Genomic DNA, 18,095 nt, shown 5'->3' with positions numbered 1-18,095 from the left:
CAAAACCCGGCTGCCAAACAGCCCTGCAGATAGCTTGCCGCCTCTGAATCCCCGTAGACTCTGGGTCTGGCGGTGGAGGCGTTTACTTATCTTCGCAGTCGGTACAGGCCTCGTGCAACATGGCTGCACTAGGATGCGGTCATTCTTTACATGCCGTTGCCGATGCAGGAATCTCGCCTCCAGCCGCTGCTGTAACACACCTCTGACCGATTGCTGCCATGGACCATAACTCCAATAATTCAACCCGTCCCACCCAAGCCCCAGCCGCAGGCGGCACATCGCCTGGTACCTATGCCACAACAGCACCCAAGCGCCGCAGCCGCTGGTTGGGCTCGGCGATTGCCATCGCGCTGGTGGCGGCGCTGGCGGGCGGCGCCTGGTACCTTGTGCAGAGCAAGAAAACCCCGATGGGCATGGCCGGTGGCCCGCCTGGCATGGGAGGCCCTCCCGGCATGGGCGGCGGTGCAGCAATGCGCGCCATGGCCGTCACGGTAGGCAGTGCGGCCGCGCGCCGCGAGACCTTGCCCGTGACCTTGACAGCGATGGGCACGGTGGTACCCACCACCACGGTGACCTTGACCACCCAGGTCTCGGGCATTCTGCGCGATGTGCTGTTCACCGAAGGCCAGATGGTCAAGAAGGGCCAGAAGCTGGCCCAGATTGATCCGCGCCCGTTTGAGCAGGCCTTGCAGCAGGCCAAGGGCCAGCTGGCGCGCGACCAGGCGCAGCTCGATGCAGCGCGCGTGACGCTGAAACGCTACCAGACCTTGTGGGACCAGGATTCGATCGCCCGCCAGGATCTGGACACCCAGGCCGCGTTGGCCAAGCAGCTCGAAGGCACGGTCCTCACCGACCAGGCACAGGTACAAACGGCCCAGCTCAACCTGGGTTATGCCAGCATCACCTCGCCCATCGATGGCCGCATTGGTTTGCGCACGATGGACCCGGGCAACTACATCAGCGCGGGTGGTACCACCGGCATTGCCGTTATCACCAAGATTGCGCCGATCGATGTGAGCTTCACCGTGCCGCAGGACCATATCCCCTCGGTGATGGGCGCGCAAAAGGCCGATGCCCGGCTGCAGGTGGTGGCGCTGGACCGCGCCGGCAACAAGACTGTGGCGCAGGGCGTGTTCCTGACCCTGGACAACCTGGTCGACACCGCCACCGGCACCGTCAAGGCCAAGGCCCGCTTTCAAAATGCCGACGGCGCGCTGTTCCCCAACCAGTTCGTCAACACCCGCTTGACCTTGAAGGACGAGAGCGCGTTGGTGGTGCCGGTGACTGCCATCCGCACCGGCGGCAATGGCGATTTTGTCTATGTGGTCAATGCCGACCGCACCGTCACCCAGCGCACCGTTATCCGGGGCATGAGCACGGTGGAATGGGTGGCCATCAACTCGGGCCTCAAGGAAGGCGAGCTGGTCGTGACCGAGGGTGCCGACCGTTTGAAGGATGGCGCCGTGGTGGCCTTGCAGGGCGATACCCCCACGCAAGCCCAAGGCGCCAGCAGTGGCCGGCGCGGCCCACGTGAGGGCGGCGCGCGTGAGGGCGCCCCGCGCGATGGCAGCGGCCGACGTGGCAATGGCGAGGGCCGTGGCGCTGCCGGTGCCACCGCACCTGCTGCCGCTGCGGGCACTGGCACGGCCGGCGGTAATGGAGGCGGTAGCGGTGGTGGCAGTGGTGCTGCCGTAGAGCCCAATGCCGGTCAACCCAGCCATGCTGCGCCTGCGGCAAACCCAGAGCCGGCGGCAGGCGCGTCTGGCGGATCGTCCTCCTCGCCTTCTACCGGCCAACCGGCAGGTCAAGGCAGTACCCCCATCAAGCCAGAAGACTTGCCCAAGGGCATGGCGCCCGCCGCCACCGTGCAACCCGCCCAGCGCGCCAATCCTTAAGGCGGGCTGAGCGATGAGTCCTTCCCGTCCCTTTATCCAGCGGCCGGTAGCGACGGCCTTGCTGATGCTGGCCATTGTGCTGACCGGCTTGGTCGGCTTCCGGTTGCTGCCATTGTCGGCGCTGCCCGAGGTCGATTACCCAACCATCCAGGTGCAGACCCTATACCCCGGCGCCAGCCCTGAGGTGATGAGCCGCACCGTGACTGCGCCGCTGGAGCGCCAGCTCGGCCAGATGTCCGGGCTGGACCGCATGTCGTCCACCAGCGCCGCAGGCGTGTCCATCGTGACCCTGCAGTTCCAGCTGGGCTTGTCGCTGGACGTGGCGGAGCAAGAGGTGCAGGCGGCGATCAACGCCAGCAGCGCGCTGCTGCCGGCCGACCTGCCCGCGCCACCGATTTATGCCAAGGTCAACCCGGCCGATACGCCGGTGATGAGCCTGGCCATCACCTCCAAGGAGCTGCCGCTCACCGAGGTGCAGAACATCGTCAACACCCGCCTGGCACAAAAGATCAGCCAGGTCACCGGCGTGGGACTGGTCAGTTTGGAAGGCGGGCAAAAGCCAGCGATGCGCATCCAGGCCAACACCCAGGCACTGGCGGCCAATGGCATTACCTTGAGCAGCCTGCGCACTGCCATCAGCAATGCCAATTCCAACACCGCCAAGGGTAGCTTTGACGGCCCCAAGCGCTCCTACTCGATCAACAGCAATGACCAGCTGCTGACGGCGGACGACTATATGAACCTGGTCGTGTCCTGGAAGGACGGCGCCCCGGTGATGATGAAGGATGTGGCGCGCGTGGTGGCCAGTGCCGAGAACGACCGGCTGGCCGCCTGGGTCGATGAGACGCCAGCCATCATCTTGAATGTGCAGCGCCAGCCCGGTGCCAATGTGATTGCCACGGTCGATGCGATCAAGCAGCGCCTGCCCGAGCTCACCGCCTCCTTGCCCGCCTCGGTAGAGGTCAAGGTGCTTACCGACCGCACCACCGGCATCCGCGCCTCCGTCGAGCATGTGCAGATGGAGCTGGCGCTGGCCGTGGTGATGGTGGTGCTGGTGATCTTCTTCTTCCTGCACAGCCTGCGCGCCACGGTGATCGCCAGCCTGGCGGTGCCCATCTCGCTGATCGGCAGTTGCGGGGCCATGTACCTGCTGGGCTACAGCCTGAACAACCTGAGCCTGATGGCGCTGACCATTGCCACCGGCTTTGTGGTCGACGATGCCATCGTGATGATCGAGAACATCGCCCGCTATATCGAAAAGGGCGAGGCGCCCATGGCCGCCGCCTTGAAGGGTGCGGCGCAAATCGGCTTCACCATCATCTCGCTGACCGTGTCGCTGATCGCGGTGCTGATTCCGCTGCTCTTTATGGGCGACATCGTGGGCCGCCTGTTCCGCGAGTTTGCCGTGACCCTGGCCATCACCATCCTGATCTCGGCGGTGGTCTCGCTGACCTTGGTGCCGATGATGTCGGCGCGCTGGCTCAAGCCAGAGGACACGACGGCGCACACGCGCGGCTGGGCGGCTTCGGTGCAGCGCGGTTTTGATAAGGTGATCCACCACTACGACGGCGGCCTGCACTGGGTGTTTCGCCACCAGGCGTTGACCATGGTCGTGGCGGTGGCCACCGTGGTGTTGACGGGCTTGCTCTACCTGGCCATTCCCAAGGGCTTGTTCCCGACGCAGGATACCGGCCAGCTGCAGGCGCAGATCGAGGCCGCGCAAGAGGTGTCCTTTGCCCGCATGAGCAACCTGCAGCAGCAGGCGGTGAGCGCCATCCTGCAGGACAAGGATGTGGCCTCGGTCAGCTCGGTGGTGGGGGTGGATGCCGCCAACAACACCATGCTCAACACCGGCAGCCTGTCCATCAACCTGACCCGGCCACATGATGCGCAGGACGAGGTGATGCAGCGGCTGCGCGAGCGGGTGAGCCAGGTGGCAGGGGTACGTATTTTCTTGCAGCCCTCGCAAGACCTGACCATTGACTCGCAAACCGGTCCCACCGAATACCGCCTGTCGATTGGTGGCGTGAACACCGACCAGGTCAATGACTGGACGCAAAAGCTCGTCAGCCAACTGCAGAACGTGGACGCGGTGCGCAATGCCACCAGCGATGCCGGGCGCAAGGGCCTGTCTGCTTTTGTGAATGTGGACCGCGATACCGCATCGCGCCTGGGCATCAGCGCCAGCAGCATTGATGACAGCCTCTACAGCGCCTTTGGCCAGCGCATTGTGTCGACGATCTTTACGGAGACCAACCAGTACCGTGTGATTCTGGAGGCGCAACAAGACCAGCTCAACAGCGTGCAGACCCTGGGCAACCTGGCGATCAGCGCCAGCAGCACGGGCGCCACACCGCTGTCGGCCATTGCCAAGATCGAGGAGCAGATGGCCCCCCTGCAGGTGACCCGCGTATCGCAGTACCCCGCCGCCACCCTGGGCTTCGACACCGCGCCCGGCGTGTCGCTGGGCCATGCGGTCGATGCGATCAAGCAGGCGGCCAAAGATATTGGTATGCCTTCGTCGCTGACCGTGGAGTTCCTGGGCGCTGCTGCCGCCTACCAGAACTCGCTCACCAGCCAGCTGGTCTTGATTTTGGCGGCGCTGGTCTGCGTCTACATCGTGTTGGGCGTGCTGTACGAGAGCTATGTGCACCCGCTCACCATCCTCTCGACCTTGCCGTCCGCTGGCGTGGGCGCGTTGCTGGCCTTGATGATCAGCGGCAACGACCTGGGCGTGATCGGCATCATCGGCATCATCTTGCTGATTGGCATCGTCAAGAAGAACGCGATCATGATGATCGACTTTGCGATTGATGCCGAGCGCACCCAGGGCATGGCGCCGCAAGAGGCCATCCACCAGGCAGCCTTGCTGCGCTTCCGGCCCATCTTGATGACCACCTTGGCGGCCTTGTTTGCCGCCTTGCCGCTGATGTTTGGCTGGGGCGAGGGCGCCGAGCTGCGCCGCCCGCTGGGCCTGGCGATTTTTGGCGGACTGATGCTAAGCCAGCTGCTGACCTTGTTCACCACGCCGGTGATCTACCTGGTGTTTGACCGCATCGGCGCGCGCATGGGCCGCCGCCAACGCCCTGGCGGCAACAACAAGGACAACGGCAACGGCCCTGCCGAGGTGCAGGCATGAACCTGTCCGCGCCCTTTGTCAAACGTCCGGTCGCGACGGTTCTGCTGACCATCGGCATCGCGCTGGCGGGCATTGCTGCGTTCTTTGCGCTGCCGGTGGCGCCCTTGCCGCAGGTGGATTACCCGGTGATTTCGGTGTCGGCCAGCCTCTCGGGCGCGAGCCCGGAGAACATGGCCTCCAGCGTGGCCACGCCGCTGGAGCGCCACCTGGGTGTGATTGCCGGGGTCAACGAAATGACCTCGCGCAGCTCCACCGGGTCGGCCAATGTGACCTTGCAGTTTGACCTGAACCGCGACATCAATGGCGCGGCGCGCGAGGTGCAGGCAGCGATCAACGCCGCGCGCACCGATCTGCCATCGGACCTGCGCAGCAACCCGACCTACCGCAAGATGAACCCATCGGATTCGCCGATCATCATCTTGGCGATGACCTCGCCCACGCGCACGCCCGGCGAGCTGTATGACGAAGTCTCCAATGTGGTGAGTCAGCGCATCTCCCAGGTCGATGGCGTGGGCGATGTGGAAATCGGTGGCGGCTCCTTGCCTGCGGTGCGGGTTGAGCTGCTGCCCCAGGCCTTGAGCCATTACGGTATTGCGACCGAAGATGTGCGCGCCGCCATCCAGGCGGCCAATGCCAACCGGCCCAAGGGCGCCATCGAGAGCGGTGGCAACCGCCTGCAGATCTACACCCCCGCGCCCGAGCGCAAGGCCAGTTGGTACCAGAGTCTGGTGGTGGGCTGGCGCGACAATGCGGCCGTCCGGCTGGGCGATGTGGCCCGCGTCATTGACGGGCCAGCCAATGTCTACACCATGGGCCTGTTCAATGGCCAGCCGGCCATTCTGGTGCTGATCACGCGCCAGCCCGGCGCCAACATCATCAACACCGTGGACAACGTGCGCAAGCTCTTGCCCGAGCTGCAGGCCCAGCTGCCCAAGGATGTGAAGATCCAGGTGGCCAGCGACAGCACCAACTCCATCCGCTCGTCCTTGCACGAGATCGAGACCACCTTGCTGGTCTCGGTGATCCTGGTGGTGCTGGTGGTGGGTGCCTTTATCCGCAAGGCGCGGGCCACGGTGATTCCGGCGGTAGCCACGGTCGTATCGCTGCTGGGCACCTTTGGCGTCATGTACCTGCTGGGCTATAGCCTGAACAACCTGAGCCTGATGGCGCTGACGGTGGCCACCGGCTTTGTGGTCGATGACGCGATTGTGGTGTTGGAGAACACCAGCCGCCACATCGAGGAAGGTATGGACAAGATGGCCGCCGCACTGCAAGGCGCGCGCGAGGTGGGCTTTACCGTGCTGTCCATCAGCCTGTCCCTGGTGGCGGTGTTTATACCGCTGCTGTTCATGGAAGGCCAGATTGGCCGTTTGTTCAAGGAGTTTGCGGTGACCTTGTCGGTCGCGGTGATGATCTCCTTGGTGATCTCGCTGACCACCACGCCGATGATGTGCGCCTGGTTCTTGCGCAACGAAGACGCCATCGAGACGGCACCGCGCGGCCGTTTTGCCCGCGCGCTGGAAGGCAGCTACAACGCCATGCTGCGCGTCTACGAGCGCTGCCTGGATTGGGCCCTGCATGCCAAGACCGTGGTGATGCTGATCCTGCTGATCGTCATCGCCATGAATGGCTATCTGTTCATGCATGTGCAAAAGGGCTTTTTCCCGCAGCAGGACAACGGCCAGCTGGCCGGCGGCCTGCGCGCGGACCAGAGCATCTCGTCCACCGCGATGGCCGGCAAGCTCAAGGAGGCGCTGGCCATCATCCAACAGGACCCTGCCATCGACACGGTGGTGGGTTTTGCTGGTGGCAGCCGCTCGGGCGGGGGCTTTGTGTTTATCAACCTCAAGCCGGTGAGCCAGCGTGACGTGACCAGCCTGCAGGTGGTGGCGCGGCTGCGGCCGCAGCTGGCGCAGATCACCGGTTTGCGCGTGTTTCTGAACCCGGTGCAGGACTTGCGCATGGGCGGGCGCTCGTCCAACTCCACCTACCAGTACACCATCAAGAGCGACAACACCGCCGACATGAAGAAATGGGCGACGCGCCTGGCCGAGCGTTTGAAGGAAGAGCCCTTGCTGCAGGACGTGGACACCGACCAGTCGGAGAGCGGCGTGGAAGTGTATGTCGAGGTGGACAAGCAGGCCGCAGCGCGCCTGGGGGTCAACTCCAAGTCCATCAACAATGCGCTCTACAACGCCTTTGGCCAGCGTTCGGTGGCCACCATCTACAGCGATCTGAACCAGTACTCGGTGATCATGGAATGGGCACCGGAGTACACGCGCGGGCCGCCGGCGCTGCAGGATATCTATGTGCCATCGAACCTGAGCGGCACCGAGGGCACGGCATCCAACCCAGCTCTGCGCAGTGCATCGACTGGTAGTGTGATCAGCACCAGCGTGGCCACCATGGTGCCGCTGTCGAGCTTTGCCAAAGTGATGGAGCGGCCGGCGCCCACCAGCGTCAACCACCAGGATGGCGAGCTGTCCACCACCATCTCCTTCAACCTGGATGCTGGCGTGGCGCTGAGCGAAGCCCAGCAGGTGATCGCCAAGGCCGAGGCCGATATTGCCATGCCGATCAATGTGCGCGGCAGCTTCCAGGGCACGGCGCTGAGTTTTCAGAAATCGCAAAACCAGCAGCTGTACCTGATTCTGGCGGCCATCGTGGTGATCTACATCGTGCTGGGCATGCTTTATGAAAGCCTGGTGCACCCGATCACGGTGCTGTCGACCCTGCCATCGGCGGGGGTGGGTGCGGTGATTGCGCTGATGCTGTTTGACATGCAGTTCACGGTGATTGCGCTCATTGGGGTGTTCTTGCTCATCGGCATCGTGAAGAAAAACGCGATCCTGATCATCGACTTTGCGCTGGAGGCCGAGCGCTCGCGCGGGCTGTCCGCCATCGATGCCGTGCGCGAGGCCTGCATGCTGCGCTTCCGCCCCATCTTGATGACCACCTTGGCCGCAGCGCTGGGCGCCTTGCCGCTGGCCATTGGCTTTGGCCAGGGCTCGGAGCTGCGCCAGCCGCTGGGCATCGCCATCATCGGCGGCCTGCTGGCCAGCCAGTTGCTGACCCTGGTCACCACGCCGGTGGTCTATGTGCTGCTGGACAAACTACGCCGCCGCGCGCCCAACGAGCGCGACCTGGGCCGTGCCACCACCGATGGCATGCCCACCCCGGAACACGGATAAGCCATGACGCTCTCTCTTGAACTCTCTCCTTCTTATCGCGCGCCCAGGCTGCGCAGCCTGGCCGTGGCTCTGTGCTGCGCCGGCCTGCTGAGCGCCTGCTCGGTCGCGCCTACCTACCAAGTGCCCGCCACCCCCGCACCAGCCAGCTTTAAAGAAGCGGGCGCGCTGTGGCAAAGCGCCCAGCCCAATGATGCGATTGACCGGGGCGACTGGTGGACCTTGTTTGCCGACGAGCCCCTGAACCAGCTGGCTGCACAGGTACAGATCAACAACCAGAACATTGCAGCGGCCGCTGCTGCCGTGCAGCAGGCCCAGGCGGCTTTGCGGTTGGAGCAGGCCGGTTTGATGCCCACGGTCAACGGCACCTTGGGCCAGACGCGCCAGGGCGGAGGCCAGGCCAGCGGCAACGGCAGCTCATCGCTGGGCATCAGCGCCGCCTGGGATGCGGATCTGTGGGGCCGGCTGCGTGAGTCGGTCAGCGCCGCACAAAGCAGTGCCCAATCCAGCGAGGCCGACCTGGCGGGCGCGCGGCTGTCCGCCGTGGGCAGCCTGGTGCAAAACTACTTCCGACTGCGCGAGGCGGATGCGGAAATGCAGATCCTGCAGCAGTCGATCGAGGGCTACCAGCGCAGCCTGCAGATTGTGCAGAACCGCTACGACGTGGGGGTCGAAGCGCGCACTGCGGTGCTGCAGGCGCAGACGACCTTGACCACTACCCAGGCCAGTGTGGAATCGCTGCGCCAATCGCGCCAGACCTATGAGCATGCGATTGCGGTGCTGACAGGCCAGGCACCGGCGCAGTTTGATCTGCCCGCCGCTGCCTGGAACGTAACCGTCCCGCAAGTGCCGGGTGTTGTGCCCTCCACCCTGCTGGAGCGCCGGCCCGACATTGCGGCGGCCGAGCGCGCCGTAGCCGCTGCCAATGCGCAGATCGGCGTGGCCCAGGCCGCCTACTACCCCAGCCTCAGCCTGAGTGGCTCATTGAACCGCTCCGGATCCAACATCGGCAATCTGTTCAGCGCCTCGGGCCTGCTGTGGTCGTTGGGCGCGTCGCTGAGCCAGAGCATCTTCAACGCCGGGGCCACGACGGCGCAGGTAGATTCCGCCCGCGCGGCCCACGCCGCCCGCACTGCCAGCTACCGCCAGTCGGTGCTGTCAGCGTTCCAGGCGGTCGAGGATGTGCTGAGCAATGTGGCCGCGCTCAATGCCCAGCTGCCGCTGCTGCAGCAAAGCCTGGATTCGGCCGAAAAGGTGGAGCAGCAAATGCTCAACCGCTACAAGGAAGGCCAGGTGCAGTACACCGACGTGGTCACCGCCCAGGCGACTGCGCTGTCGGCGCGCCGCTCCTTGATCCAGTTGCAGCTGAACCAGCAACTGGCGGCGGCCCAGCTGATCCAGGAGCTGGGCGGCGGTTGGCATGCCGATTGGACAAAGCCAGAGGCCTAAAACCTCAGGCGAGGGCGCTCAGTGCAGATGGGGCAGAAAATTGCGCCCCGTCCGCTGCACAAACTGGGCATAGCTCATAGGCGCGCCCAGCTGCACATCGGCCCGGTTGGGCAGCACCCAGGCCCAGGCGCGCTGCTGCTGCTCATCAAACACCAGCTTGTACAAATGGCTGGGTACCCAGACTTGGTTGCGGCCAATGGTGGGGGTTTGGCCTTCGAAGAGCGGCCCGGTGTAGACAAACACATTGCCGCGCGCGCGTTTGGCGTACTTGCGCACATCGGCTTCGAGCTTGGACCACACCTGGCGGTTGTGCGTCGGGTCCTGGGGCACCATGTTGGACAGCGCAAACGACTGTGCCATGCCCGTAACGCTGCTTTGGTCCGCCGCAGGCGCCATATGGCCCCGGTCATAGCCGCTGGCCTGGTAGTCGGACAGCTCGGCCTTGTAGGCGGCGCGCAGGCGCGCATCGGCATAGAAGTGGTCGGTGCGCTGCAGACCGGCGGCATTTTGCAAGCGCTGGCGGCTCAAGCGCTCGACCGTGACGATCGGCGTTTTGGACAGTCCTGAGTACAGCACCGCAAACCCGGTGGAGCACAAGGTGACGGGCATCCAGCTGCGGCCCACGCTAGTGGCGCTGAGTGGGGCGCTCGCGGGCAACTGCTCGGCGCAGTCGGAAAAGCCTTGGCTACCTTTGTCGCTGTTGCCTGCGCGGGGCGACTGCGCTGCGCTGTTGGCTGGCGCCCCCGATGAGGGAGAGGCCGCCTGGCCGGCACCGGCATCCGCCGCGCCACCCCGGCTTTGCCGGGCAATCTCGACAAAGCGGCCTTGCCAATCTGTGGCCGTGCCCTGGATCTGCGCCAGCCAGTGCTGCAGCGTTTGCACCGGTGCCTGTTGCTGCAACCACTGGGTACTGCTGCTGATGGCCCATTGCCGTGCCTGGTCGAGCTGCGGCACATAGGCAGCCGAGGCCAGTGCTGCGACTGCCCCATAAGCTGCAATCGCCCCCTTGCCGACCAGCCCACGCAACAAGCCGCGCAGCAGACCAGGAGCCGACGAGGATGCTTTCTTCTTTTTGGCGGAACGCTTGGTGGAACGGGGAGGAGGACAGGCCATGAACGACAACAACCAGGGCATGCGGGTAGTCAACCCGCACAGCAAGACAACTGCAGTATTGTGGCGTAAATTGCTACCTGGGACTGGGCAAATGCTATGAATTTTTAAGCTAACTATTCAGCACTGCAGATGCCTAAAAGCTAAACATGCTCAAAGGTTGCTGTTGAAGGCTACTGTATAAAAATATGGCACATGTTGCGCTGTAGCGCCCGCCGCTGGGGAGGGCTGCATCGCCGTGCAAAGCGCAGCGCCGAACAGGCCGCTCCCTGCCCGCGGTCAGAGAAAACCTTGGGATGCGCTGCAAAACCCTCGCCAAGCGGGATGGACGCGGATCGCCCGACACCGCGTTCAGACCACGGCAGGGAGTTTTGCAGAGGGTCCCTTAAGTCCCTTGCAAATAGCAAACAACTGCAAACTCCCATATATCGCCAAGCACAAATAGATTTGATCGAATATGATATAGCTATCAATTATAGCTAAGTGTTAGCGCAGAGTTAATCGCTGCATCCATGCCATTTGGTACTTCGCGCACTGAAGCAGTAAATCAGTGCAGAGGTATGAAAGGCATTGCAGATAATGGGCGGCAAACGGTATTTGCTGCTCCTAATTCGCAAAGACAATATTTACTCAATGTACACCCCTGTCTACGTGTATTTGTCGTCAGAGCCGTTTTCTAAGATAAAACTCCGGCCCACCAGCCATTTCGGTGTGTACAGAACGGATCCCATCAAGCTAGTGGTCAATGAAACCACGGTGGCCACCTACCAGTATGTGCGCCTGGACCGGGTATTCAACAAGATTTTTATCTACGACATCCAATTGCGCCGCGATGTGGGTAGCCTGGGGCTGGGGCAGTTTTATGACGAGCAAATGGGTGGGAGGGCTAAATCGGGTGGGGATGATAATGTCAGTGGGCTTTAAGGACCCTCTGCGACAATCCCTGCCATGATCTGAGCGCGGTCTCGGGCGATCCGCGTCCATCCCACTTGGCGAGGGTTCAACACAGGGACCTGAAGCCCTGTCATCGCCTTTGCCCACCAAGCTTGAACCAGTAGCTCTGCCCGGATCGCTGAGTCTCCCTGCCGTGTGCTGCACGACGCCGCTCCAAAAAAAGACATTTCCAACATCCTTGTAACTAAAACTAACACTTATTGCCTAAATATGTGACAATAAGTTTCTCTATTGGCGTCGACTCTGGTTTTGGAAATGTTGGTTGTTCCGCCCCGTCGCAAGCTGGCAGAGCCGATCCTCACCATCTTCCTTTCAGCCATGAAAAAGCACCTTTTGGCCGTTGCAGCAACTGCCTGCACCCTGTCTGCTTTCGCGCAGACGGTTCCCACCTTGTCTTGTTCGAGCCTGGTCTCGGAGCTCAATACGGGAGTTGTCGACGGCACAAAATTGGGACTTGCCCAGCCCGATCGCATCTGGAGCCAGTTCAAGGAATACACGCCCACCCCTCAAACACCGCCGCCAGATACGGCTTCCTGGGCCCAGGCCTATACCCCGGGAACGGTCGATCCCGCTTGGGTGACCTTCAGCGATGCCCAATGGCTCAGTCCGGGCTTTTCGAGCGTGAACGGTGCTTTCAACCAATCTTGGTCAGGAAACTGGTGGCCCCGCCCCACGCCCAGTGCGATCCCCACCTACAACCACTACCGGATGCAGTTCAATCTGTCGCCAGAAGTGCCTCCTTCCGCCCTCAGCATCGCGCTCGAATACATGGGCGACGACGTAGCCACTGCCGCGTACGTGAATGGTGTGGCAGTGTCGCCTTTCTCGCCCAACGGGTTTGGCATGGGGGTGTACACGGCGCTGAACAGTGGCTGGACAGCGGGCCTCAACACCTTGGTGTTCAGCACCGCTGACACCGGCTGGGCGGCAGGCTTTTTGGCGCGCGCCCACACTGCGGGTGAGTCCGTCTGTTCCGTGTCTCCGATCAGCATCACCAAGACGGCGGACAAGGCCAGCTATCTACCTGGAGATGCGATCCGCTACAGCATCACGGTCAGCAGCCAGGGGTTGGTGGATGCCCGTGGTCTGACGCTGGCAGACGCGCTGCCTGCGGGTGTGAACAACCCCGTCTGGTCCTGCACTGCAGGGGCGGGAAGCGCCGTGTGTCCTAGTCCGGTCAGCGGCGATGCGGTGTTTGATTTGCCCGCCCAATCCAGCCTGGTGTTCAGCTTGGCAGGCACCGTCACGGGTCTGGCTAGCTTGGACAATACCGCCACCATCACGCCAGGTGCCGGCGGAGTGTGCTCGGCCACCACGGGGTGCTCCGCTAATGTCAGCCCCAATTACACGCGCTTGACGCCTGCAGATCCGCCTGTCGTCATGCCTGCCCCAGCCCCGGTTCCTGTATTGGGCGCCAGCGCACTGGCGGCATTGACGGCAGCCTTCGGTTTTATGGCTTGGCGCCGCAGGGACGGAAACTCGCCAAGGACCGAAGAGTAAATGTTCTGGCCAGTGCGTGGATGCAGCCCTCCTGGTGAGGGCTTTTTGCTGTGCCGGTAGCGCGCAGTGAGAAGTCTTGCAATGGCAGCATTTGCCTCAGGTTGGCTGGTATCTCAAGAAAATAGCCTCGCCTTTTCAAGGAGAGGTCCATCAGCCCCTCCGAGCGGAAAATGATTGTTAAGGTATGTAATTGCGGTCATTAAAAGGAAAAGGTATGCGATTGGGAAAGCTTGCATTGGCAGTAATTGTGAGCGCTCTGTTATCGGCTTGTGCTACGAGCTATGTTGATGGAGCGATTGAGAGTAAGGCCTATGCCACGGCTTTTTACTCGGTCAGCATGTACCACAACCCTGCACCTGCTGATCAAGTCAAAAAGGCGGCGCAACGCATCAAGGAAGCTGCAGGTCCAAACTTCCAAAATGAGTTTCTCGCCCAAACGCTTTCTCCGTTGAATCAAATCGGCGAATCTGAGACTTACTTTCTGAACAGAAGGCTCTACTTGGATCGAGCCAAAGAGACAGGCTTGCTGTCCGAAGCCGGTGCCGAGAAGGTTGAGCTCGCGCTGGGGCGCCAGATTGCTAGCAACATCGTGCTCCAAAAAGATGTCAGCGATCGGGTAAAGCGCGCTTATCCCAAGCTGCCGGAGCTGGTTGCAGAAGCAAAGAATGTTGAATTTCAGCATGCACTGGATGGCAAGTTGAAGGCCTTTGCGGACTATGTGGGCGTCTACCGCTCTGTAAAAGCCGAGAGCCCGGAGAAAGCGCAAATGCTTCTGCCACAATTGCGAATACAGGCTTCAAAGCTGTTGGCTGAAGACAAGGGCAGCTCAGCTCTGAACACCGTGATGGGTGCTTATTCCGACACCAAAGATGCCGAATTGCGCGCATTGGTGGTGAAGCACTTTCAATCGCCATCGCTGAGTAGGGAGCAGCTCACCGCCTATGGCAAGGATGAGTTTTCAAAGACTATCGTCGCCGAGATGCAGAGGCGTGAGACCAAGCTGCGCGTCACGTCTGAAAGCGATGATCCTTTCGTGGATGAGCTGGCCACCGAGCTGCCCAAGTCCAATGAGTGGATCAGTATTGACGACGAAGCCAAGCGAACCCTCACCCTGTCCAGGCTGCGTTTTAGCGAGCGTGAGGGTGCTCCCGCCGTTCAGACGCAGACGGTCTCGCAACTGGATTTTGCAACCCTGCTCTTTATCCCCAGAAACGCCAGCGTCCTGTTCGACTACACAACCACCAAATACGACTTGAACTGGAGCATGAACGTTCGCGATAGCCAATCCAGGAAGGCCAAGGTGATTGCAGGCAAGAGAAGCGCAGAGAAAGTCGAATGCAGCAACCTTCGCTACCGCAATGTATTTGGTGGAGAAGGCACGCTTGACACCGTTCCTCCGGTGGTTCAAGAATTTTGCTCTAGGAACAATACCGTTCGCTTTGATGCAGTTCGGGAAGGCGCAGTCCGGGAAATCGCCAAAGAGGCGGCAGATTTTGTTCGCAGTGGAGATGGCGGCTAGTCCATTTCAACGGATGCCCATCGTCGTATTGGGTGGCTGCCGGGTGCACCGGTAGCCATCGTTGCAATGTGGCGCAGGGTGATGGCGAAAGCGTAGGGGCAGTCGCGATGTGCATCGATGTGGAAATCGGGTGCTCAGCCGGCGCCCCAACACCGACGTAGCAAGGGCCTTGCCCTCTGGTTAGAATGTTGGCTGCTATCGTTTTTATACGAGCCCAGCCCACTCCACCGCAAGCGCCAAGACATGTATCACTCCACGCCAGACAAAGAAAAAGCCGCTAAGTTGTTTAAACTTAACGGCTTTGAGTGTGGTGCCCGGGGCCGGAATCGAACCGGCACGCCTTGCGGCGGGGGATTTTGAGTCCCCTGCGTCTACCAATTTCACCACCCGGGCTGTGTCTGTATCGCAGCTCGCAATTATGGCACAAATAATGAGTTCCAAAAAATACCCAACGATTGAAGATGCGATCGGCAAGACGCCCTTGGTGGCCCTGCAGCGTATCGGTGCTGACTACAACGCAACCCATGGCAATGTGGTGCTGGGCAAGCTGGAAGGCAACAACCCGGCGGGCTCGGTCAAGGACCGGCCAGCGGTGTCGATGATCCAGCGCGCGCAGGAGCGGGGCGAGATCAAGCCCGGTGACACCCTGATCGAGGCCACCTCGGGCAATACGGGTATTGCGCTGGCGATGGCCGCTGCCATCAAGGGTTACCGCATGGTGCTGATCATGCCGGAGGACCTGTCCATCGAGCGTGCACAGACGATGAAGGCCTATGGTGCGCAGCTGATCCTGACGCCCAAGAGCGGCGGCATGGAATATGCCCGTGACCTGGCCGACAAGATGGTGGCCGAAGGCAAGGGCATTGTGCTGGACCAGTTCGCCAACCCGGACAATCCGCGCGCCCACTACGAGACCACCGGTCCCGAGATCTGGGAGCAGACGGGTGGCCAGATCACCCACTTTGTCAGCGCGATGGGTACGACCGGCACCATCACCGGTGTGTCGCGCTACTTGAAGGAAAAGAACCCGGCCGTGCGCATCATCGGCGCCCAGCCGACCGAGGGCTCGCGCATTCCCGGTATTCGCAAGTGGCCGGAAGAGTACCTGCCCAAGATCTATGACCCGAGCGCAGTCGATGAGATGGTCTATGTGACCCAGAACGATGCCGAAGACATGGCCCGCAGTCTGGCCCGTGATGAAGGCATTTTTGCTGGTATTTCTGCCGCAGGCGCCTGCCATGTCGCCCAGGAAATTGCGCGCCGCGAACGCAACGCTACCATTGTGTTTGTCGTCTGCGACCGGGGGGACCGTTACCTGTCCACCGGCGTGTTTCCCGCCTGAACGCGAACGCCGAGCTGCTTGCGCTCGGCTGCTGGCATGAAAGCCCTATGCAATACGAAACGAAATTCTGCCTGAACTGCGCCACGGCGCTGGAATGGATGGTGGTGGCTGAGGACAGCGGCGATGTCAGCCGCTTGCGCTGCCCCGCCTGTGGCTGGACGCACTGGGGCAACCCCACGCCGGTGCTGGCTGCCGTGGTTGAGAATGACCAGGGCCAGGTGCTGCTGGCGCGCAATGCGATGTGGCAGCCGGGCATGTTTGGTCTGATCACCGGATTTATGGAAGCCGGTGAATCGCCCGAAGCCGGCATTGCCCGCGAAGTGCTGGAAGAAACCGGCCTGCAGACCAAGGCCTTGCGCCTGATTGGCTGCTGGGAGTTTTTGCGCATGAACCAGGTGTTGATTGCCTACCATGTGCGCGTGGCTGGCCGGCCCGAGGATGTGCGCCTGTCGCCCGAACTGGTGGAATACCAGTGGAAGACGGCGCAGGATGTGCTTTGCTGGCCTTCTGGCACGGGTTATGCGATGGCCGAATGGGTCAAGAGCAAGGGCGAGCCGGTGCGCTTTGGCGCCTTCCGCCCCAACAACGCCAACCCCGACCCTGATCCCGCCAAATGGCCGGTGAACTACTGGGAAGAGGATGCCCGCTTTGTGGTGGCACCCCGCCTGGGTTGAACCAGCTGCGCTATCAACAACGAATGAACACGATGGATATTGACCAGGAAGTGGATACGCGGGGGCTGAACTGCCCGCTGCCGATTTTGAAAGCCAAGAAGGCCTTGGCCACCATGCAGAGCGGGCAACTGCTCAAGGTGGTGGCAACGGATACCGGCTCGATCCGCGATTTCCAGGCCTTTGCCAAGCAAACCGGCAATGAGCTGGTGGAGCAGCAGACGGTGGGTGAGGAGTTCATCCACATCTTGCGCCGCCGCTGAGGCGGCTGAAGCCTGCGCTGGCGCTCTCCGGCGCTCAAAGAACAAGGCCTGCTTAATGCAGGCCTTGGTTTTTTGGGGAAGTGTGCAGCGGTCTTAGCCGCGCAGGCGATCAGAACTGCAGGTTCTTCAAAAACGCCCGGAAGTCATCGCCGACATCGGGGTGCTGCAGGGCCAGCTCCACCGTGGCCTGCAAAAAGCCTTCCTTGCTGCCGCAGTCATAGCGTTTGCCGCTGTACTGGTAGGCATACACGGTTTCGTTGTGCATCAGGCGCTCAATCGCATCGGTCAGCTGGATCTCGCCGCCCACGCCCTTGGGTTGGTTGCGGATCTCGTCAAAAATGCCGGGGGTGAGTACATAGCGGCCGGCCACACCCATGCGGGACGGGGCTTTCTCGGGCGCGGGCTTTTCGACGATCTCGTCAATGCGCATCAGCGGGCCGCCTGCCGGCTCACCTTTGACGATACCGTAGCGCTTGGTGTGCTCCAGCGGCACTTCCTGCACCGCCAGCAGGGAGCGGCCTTGTTTGGAGAAAGCGGCCGTCATCTGCGCCATCACGCCGGGTCCGCCGGGGATGCCGGTCATCAAGTCATCGGCCAGCAGCACGGCAAAGGGCTCATTGCCGACCAGCGGTTCGGCGCAGAGCACCGCATGGCCCAGGCCCAGCGAGCGCGGCTGGCGCACAAACAGGCAGTTCATGTCGTCGGGGCTGACGCTGCGCACCAGATCCAGCATGGCTTGCTTGCCGGCGTTTTCCAGCTCGTTTTCCAGCTCATAGGCGGTGTCGAAGTGGTCTTCGATCGCGCGCTTGCTGCGGCCGGTGACAAAGATCATGTCACGGATGCCCGCCTCGTAGGCCTCTTCGACGGCGTACTGGATCAAGGGCTTGTCCACCACGGGCAACATCTCTTTGGGCGATGCCTTGGTGGCGGGCAAAAAGCGGGTGCCCAGGCCAGCGACTGGGAAAACGGCTTTGCGGACACGGGTCGGTGTAGTCATAAATACCTGGTTTCAAGACTCGGGTGTGACAAAGGCGCAGCAAGCTGCGCCTTTGTGTGCAGGGTCAA

General features: G+C 62.0%; 12 protein-coding genes and 1 tRNA gene. 10 read left to right on the top strand and 3 right to left on the bottom strand.

Annotated elements, in window-relative coordinates; genetic code table 11:
* Positions 1-218: 218 nt before the first annotated feature.
* The 4 genes from HS961_RS17830 to HS961_RS17815 are packed head-to-tail and all read left to right on the top strand — an operon-like array spanning position 219 to position 9,671.
* Entirely contained in the window at positions 219-1,895 is a 1,677-nt protein-coding gene (locus HS961_RS17830; RefSeq protein ID WP_182324289.1) for an efflux RND transporter periplasmic adaptor subunit, read from the top strand.
* Between the two features lie 13 nt (positions 1,896-1,908).
* Positions 1,909-5,034 carry an efflux RND transporter permease subunit gene (locus HS961_RS17825; protein ID WP_182324288.1) on the top strand — a complete coding sequence of 1,042 codons (3,126 nt, stop codon included), beginning with the start codon at positions 1,909-1,911 and terminating at the stop codon, positions 5,032-5,034.
* Entirely contained in the window at positions 5,031-8,225 is a 3,195-nt protein-coding gene (locus tag HS961_RS17820) for an efflux RND transporter permease subunit (protein WP_182324287.1), read from the top strand. Before HS961_RS17825 ends, HS961_RS17820 begins: the two co-directional genes overlap by 4 nt.
* A gap of 3 nt (positions 8,226-8,228) precedes the next feature.
* On the top strand, positions 8,229-9,671 hold the full coding sequence (locus HS961_RS17815) for an efflux transporter outer membrane subunit (protein WP_182324286.1): 1,443 nt from the start codon (positions 8,229-8,231) through the stop codon (positions 9,669-9,671).
* Positions 9,672-9,689: 18 nt separating this feature from the next.
* Here the strand turns inward: HS961_RS17815 and HS961_RS23535 are convergent, their stop codons facing one another.
* Entirely contained in the window at positions 9,690-10,805 is a 1,116-nt protein-coding gene (locus tag HS961_RS23535; protein ID WP_202883124.1) for a DNA/RNA non-specific endonuclease, read from the bottom strand.
* A gap of 609 nt (positions 10,806-11,414) precedes the next feature.
* Here HS961_RS23535 and HS961_RS17805 point away from each other — a divergent pair.
* From HS961_RS17805 to HS961_RS17795, 3 genes are all read left to right on the top strand, one after another.
* Positions 11,415-11,705 carry a hypothetical protein gene (locus tag HS961_RS17805; protein WP_182324285.1) on the top strand — a complete coding sequence of 97 codons (291 nt, stop codon included), beginning with the start codon at positions 11,415-11,417 and terminating at the stop codon, positions 11,703-11,705.
* Between the two features lie 348 nt (positions 11,706-12,053).
* Complete coding sequence (locus HS961_RS17800) at positions 12,054-13,235, top strand: DUF11 domain-containing protein (RefSeq protein WP_182324283.1); 1,182 nt, start codon at positions 12,054-12,056, stop codon at positions 13,233-13,235.
* 214 nt (positions 13,236-13,449) lie between these two features.
* Positions 13,450-14,754 (top strand): hypothetical protein, encoded by a 1,305-nt coding sequence (locus tag HS961_RS17795; protein WP_182324281.1) that lies wholly within the window; start codon positions 13,450-13,452, stop codon positions 14,752-14,754.
* Between the two features lie 308 nt (positions 14,755-15,062).
* On the opposite strand, the gene HS961_RS17790 is transcribed toward HS961_RS17795, so the two are convergent.
* Positions 15,063-15,147, bottom strand: a tRNA-Leu gene (locus tag HS961_RS17790).
* 37 nt (positions 15,148-15,184) lie between these two features.
* Here HS961_RS17790 and cysM point away from each other — a divergent pair.
* From cysM to HS961_RS17775, 3 genes are read left to right on the top strand one after another with little or no spacing between them, the layout of a single operon-like run.
* A complete protein-coding gene (gene cysM / locus HS961_RS17785; protein WP_182324279.1) occupies positions 15,185-16,096 on the top strand; it encodes a cysteine synthase CysM in 912 nt (303 codons plus the stop codon).
* Between the two features lie 47 nt (positions 16,097-16,143).
* Complete coding sequence (locus HS961_RS17780; RefSeq protein WP_182324277.1) at positions 16,144-16,770, top strand: NUDIX hydrolase; 627 nt, start codon at positions 16,144-16,146, stop codon at positions 16,768-16,770.
* A 32-nt stretch (positions 16,771-16,802) separates the two neighbouring features.
* Positions 16,803-17,030 carry a sulfurtransferase TusA family protein gene (locus HS961_RS17775; protein ID WP_027010629.1) on the top strand — a complete coding sequence of 76 codons (228 nt, stop codon included), beginning with the start codon at positions 16,803-16,805 and terminating at the stop codon, positions 17,028-17,030.
* Positions 17,031-17,139: 109 nt separating this feature from the next.
* Here the strand turns inward: HS961_RS17775 and galU are convergent, their stop codons facing one another.
* Complete coding sequence (gene galU, locus HS961_RS17770) at positions 17,140-18,027, bottom strand: UTP--glucose-1-phosphate uridylyltransferase GalU (protein WP_182324275.1); 888 nt, start codon at positions 18,025-18,027, stop codon at positions 17,140-17,142.
* Between the last annotated feature and the right edge of the window lie 68 nt (positions 18,028-18,095).

The sequence above is a fragment of the Comamonas piscis genome (assembly GCF_014109725.1).
Taxonomy (GTDB): domain Bacteria; phylum Pseudomonadota; class Gammaproteobacteria; order Burkholderiales; family Burkholderiaceae_C; genus Comamonas; species Comamonas piscis.
The sequence above is the reverse complement of the archived record's forward strand: the minus strand, read 5'-3'. Positions and strand labels throughout refer to the sequence as shown.

Excerpts from the sequence above, each read along its gene's own strand:
- galU (WP_182324275.1), bottom strand. The coding sequence starts at position 18,027 with ATGACTACACCGACCCGTGTCCGCAAAGCCGTTTTCCCAGTCGCTGGC.
- HS961_RS17780 (WP_182324277.1), top strand. The coding sequence starts at position 16,144 with ATGCAATACGAAACGAAATTCTGCCTGAACTGCGCCACGGCGCTGGAA.
- HS961_RS17805 (WP_182324285.1), top strand. The coding sequence starts at position 11,415 with ATGTACACCCCTGTCTACGTGTATTTGTCGTCAGAGCCGTTTTCTAAG.
- HS961_RS17815 (WP_182324286.1), top strand. The coding sequence starts at position 8,229 with ATGACGCTCTCTCTTGAACTCTCTCCTTCTTATCGCGCGCCCAGGCTG.
- HS961_RS17800 (WP_182324283.1), top strand. The coding sequence starts at position 12,054 with ATGAAAAAGCACCTTTTGGCCGTTGCAGCAACTGCCTGCACCCTGTCT.
- HS961_RS17795 (WP_182324281.1), top strand. The coding sequence starts at position 13,450 with ATGCGATTGGGAAAGCTTGCATTGGCAGTAATTGTGAGCGCTCTGTTA.
- HS961_RS17830 (WP_182324289.1), top strand. The coding sequence starts at position 219 with ATGGACCATAACTCCAATAATTCAACCCGTCCCACCCAAGCCCCAGCC.
- HS961_RS23535 (WP_202883124.1), bottom strand. The coding sequence starts at position 10,805 with ATGCCCTGGTTGTTGTCGTTCATGGCCTGTCCTCCTCCCCGTTCCACC.
- HS961_RS17820 (WP_182324287.1), top strand. The coding sequence starts at position 5,031 with ATGAACCTGTCCGCGCCCTTTGTCAAACGTCCGGTCGCGACGGTTCTG.
- HS961_RS17775 (WP_027010629.1), top strand. The coding sequence starts at position 16,803 with ATGGATATTGACCAGGAAGTGGATACGCGGGGGCTGAACTGCCCGCTG.
- cysM (WP_182324279.1), top strand. The coding sequence starts at position 15,185 with ATGAGTTCCAAAAAATACCCAACGATTGAAGATGCGATCGGCAAGACG.
- HS961_RS17825 (WP_182324288.1), top strand. The coding sequence starts at position 1,909 with ATGAGTCCTTCCCGTCCCTTTATCCAGCGGCCGGTAGCGACGGCCTTG.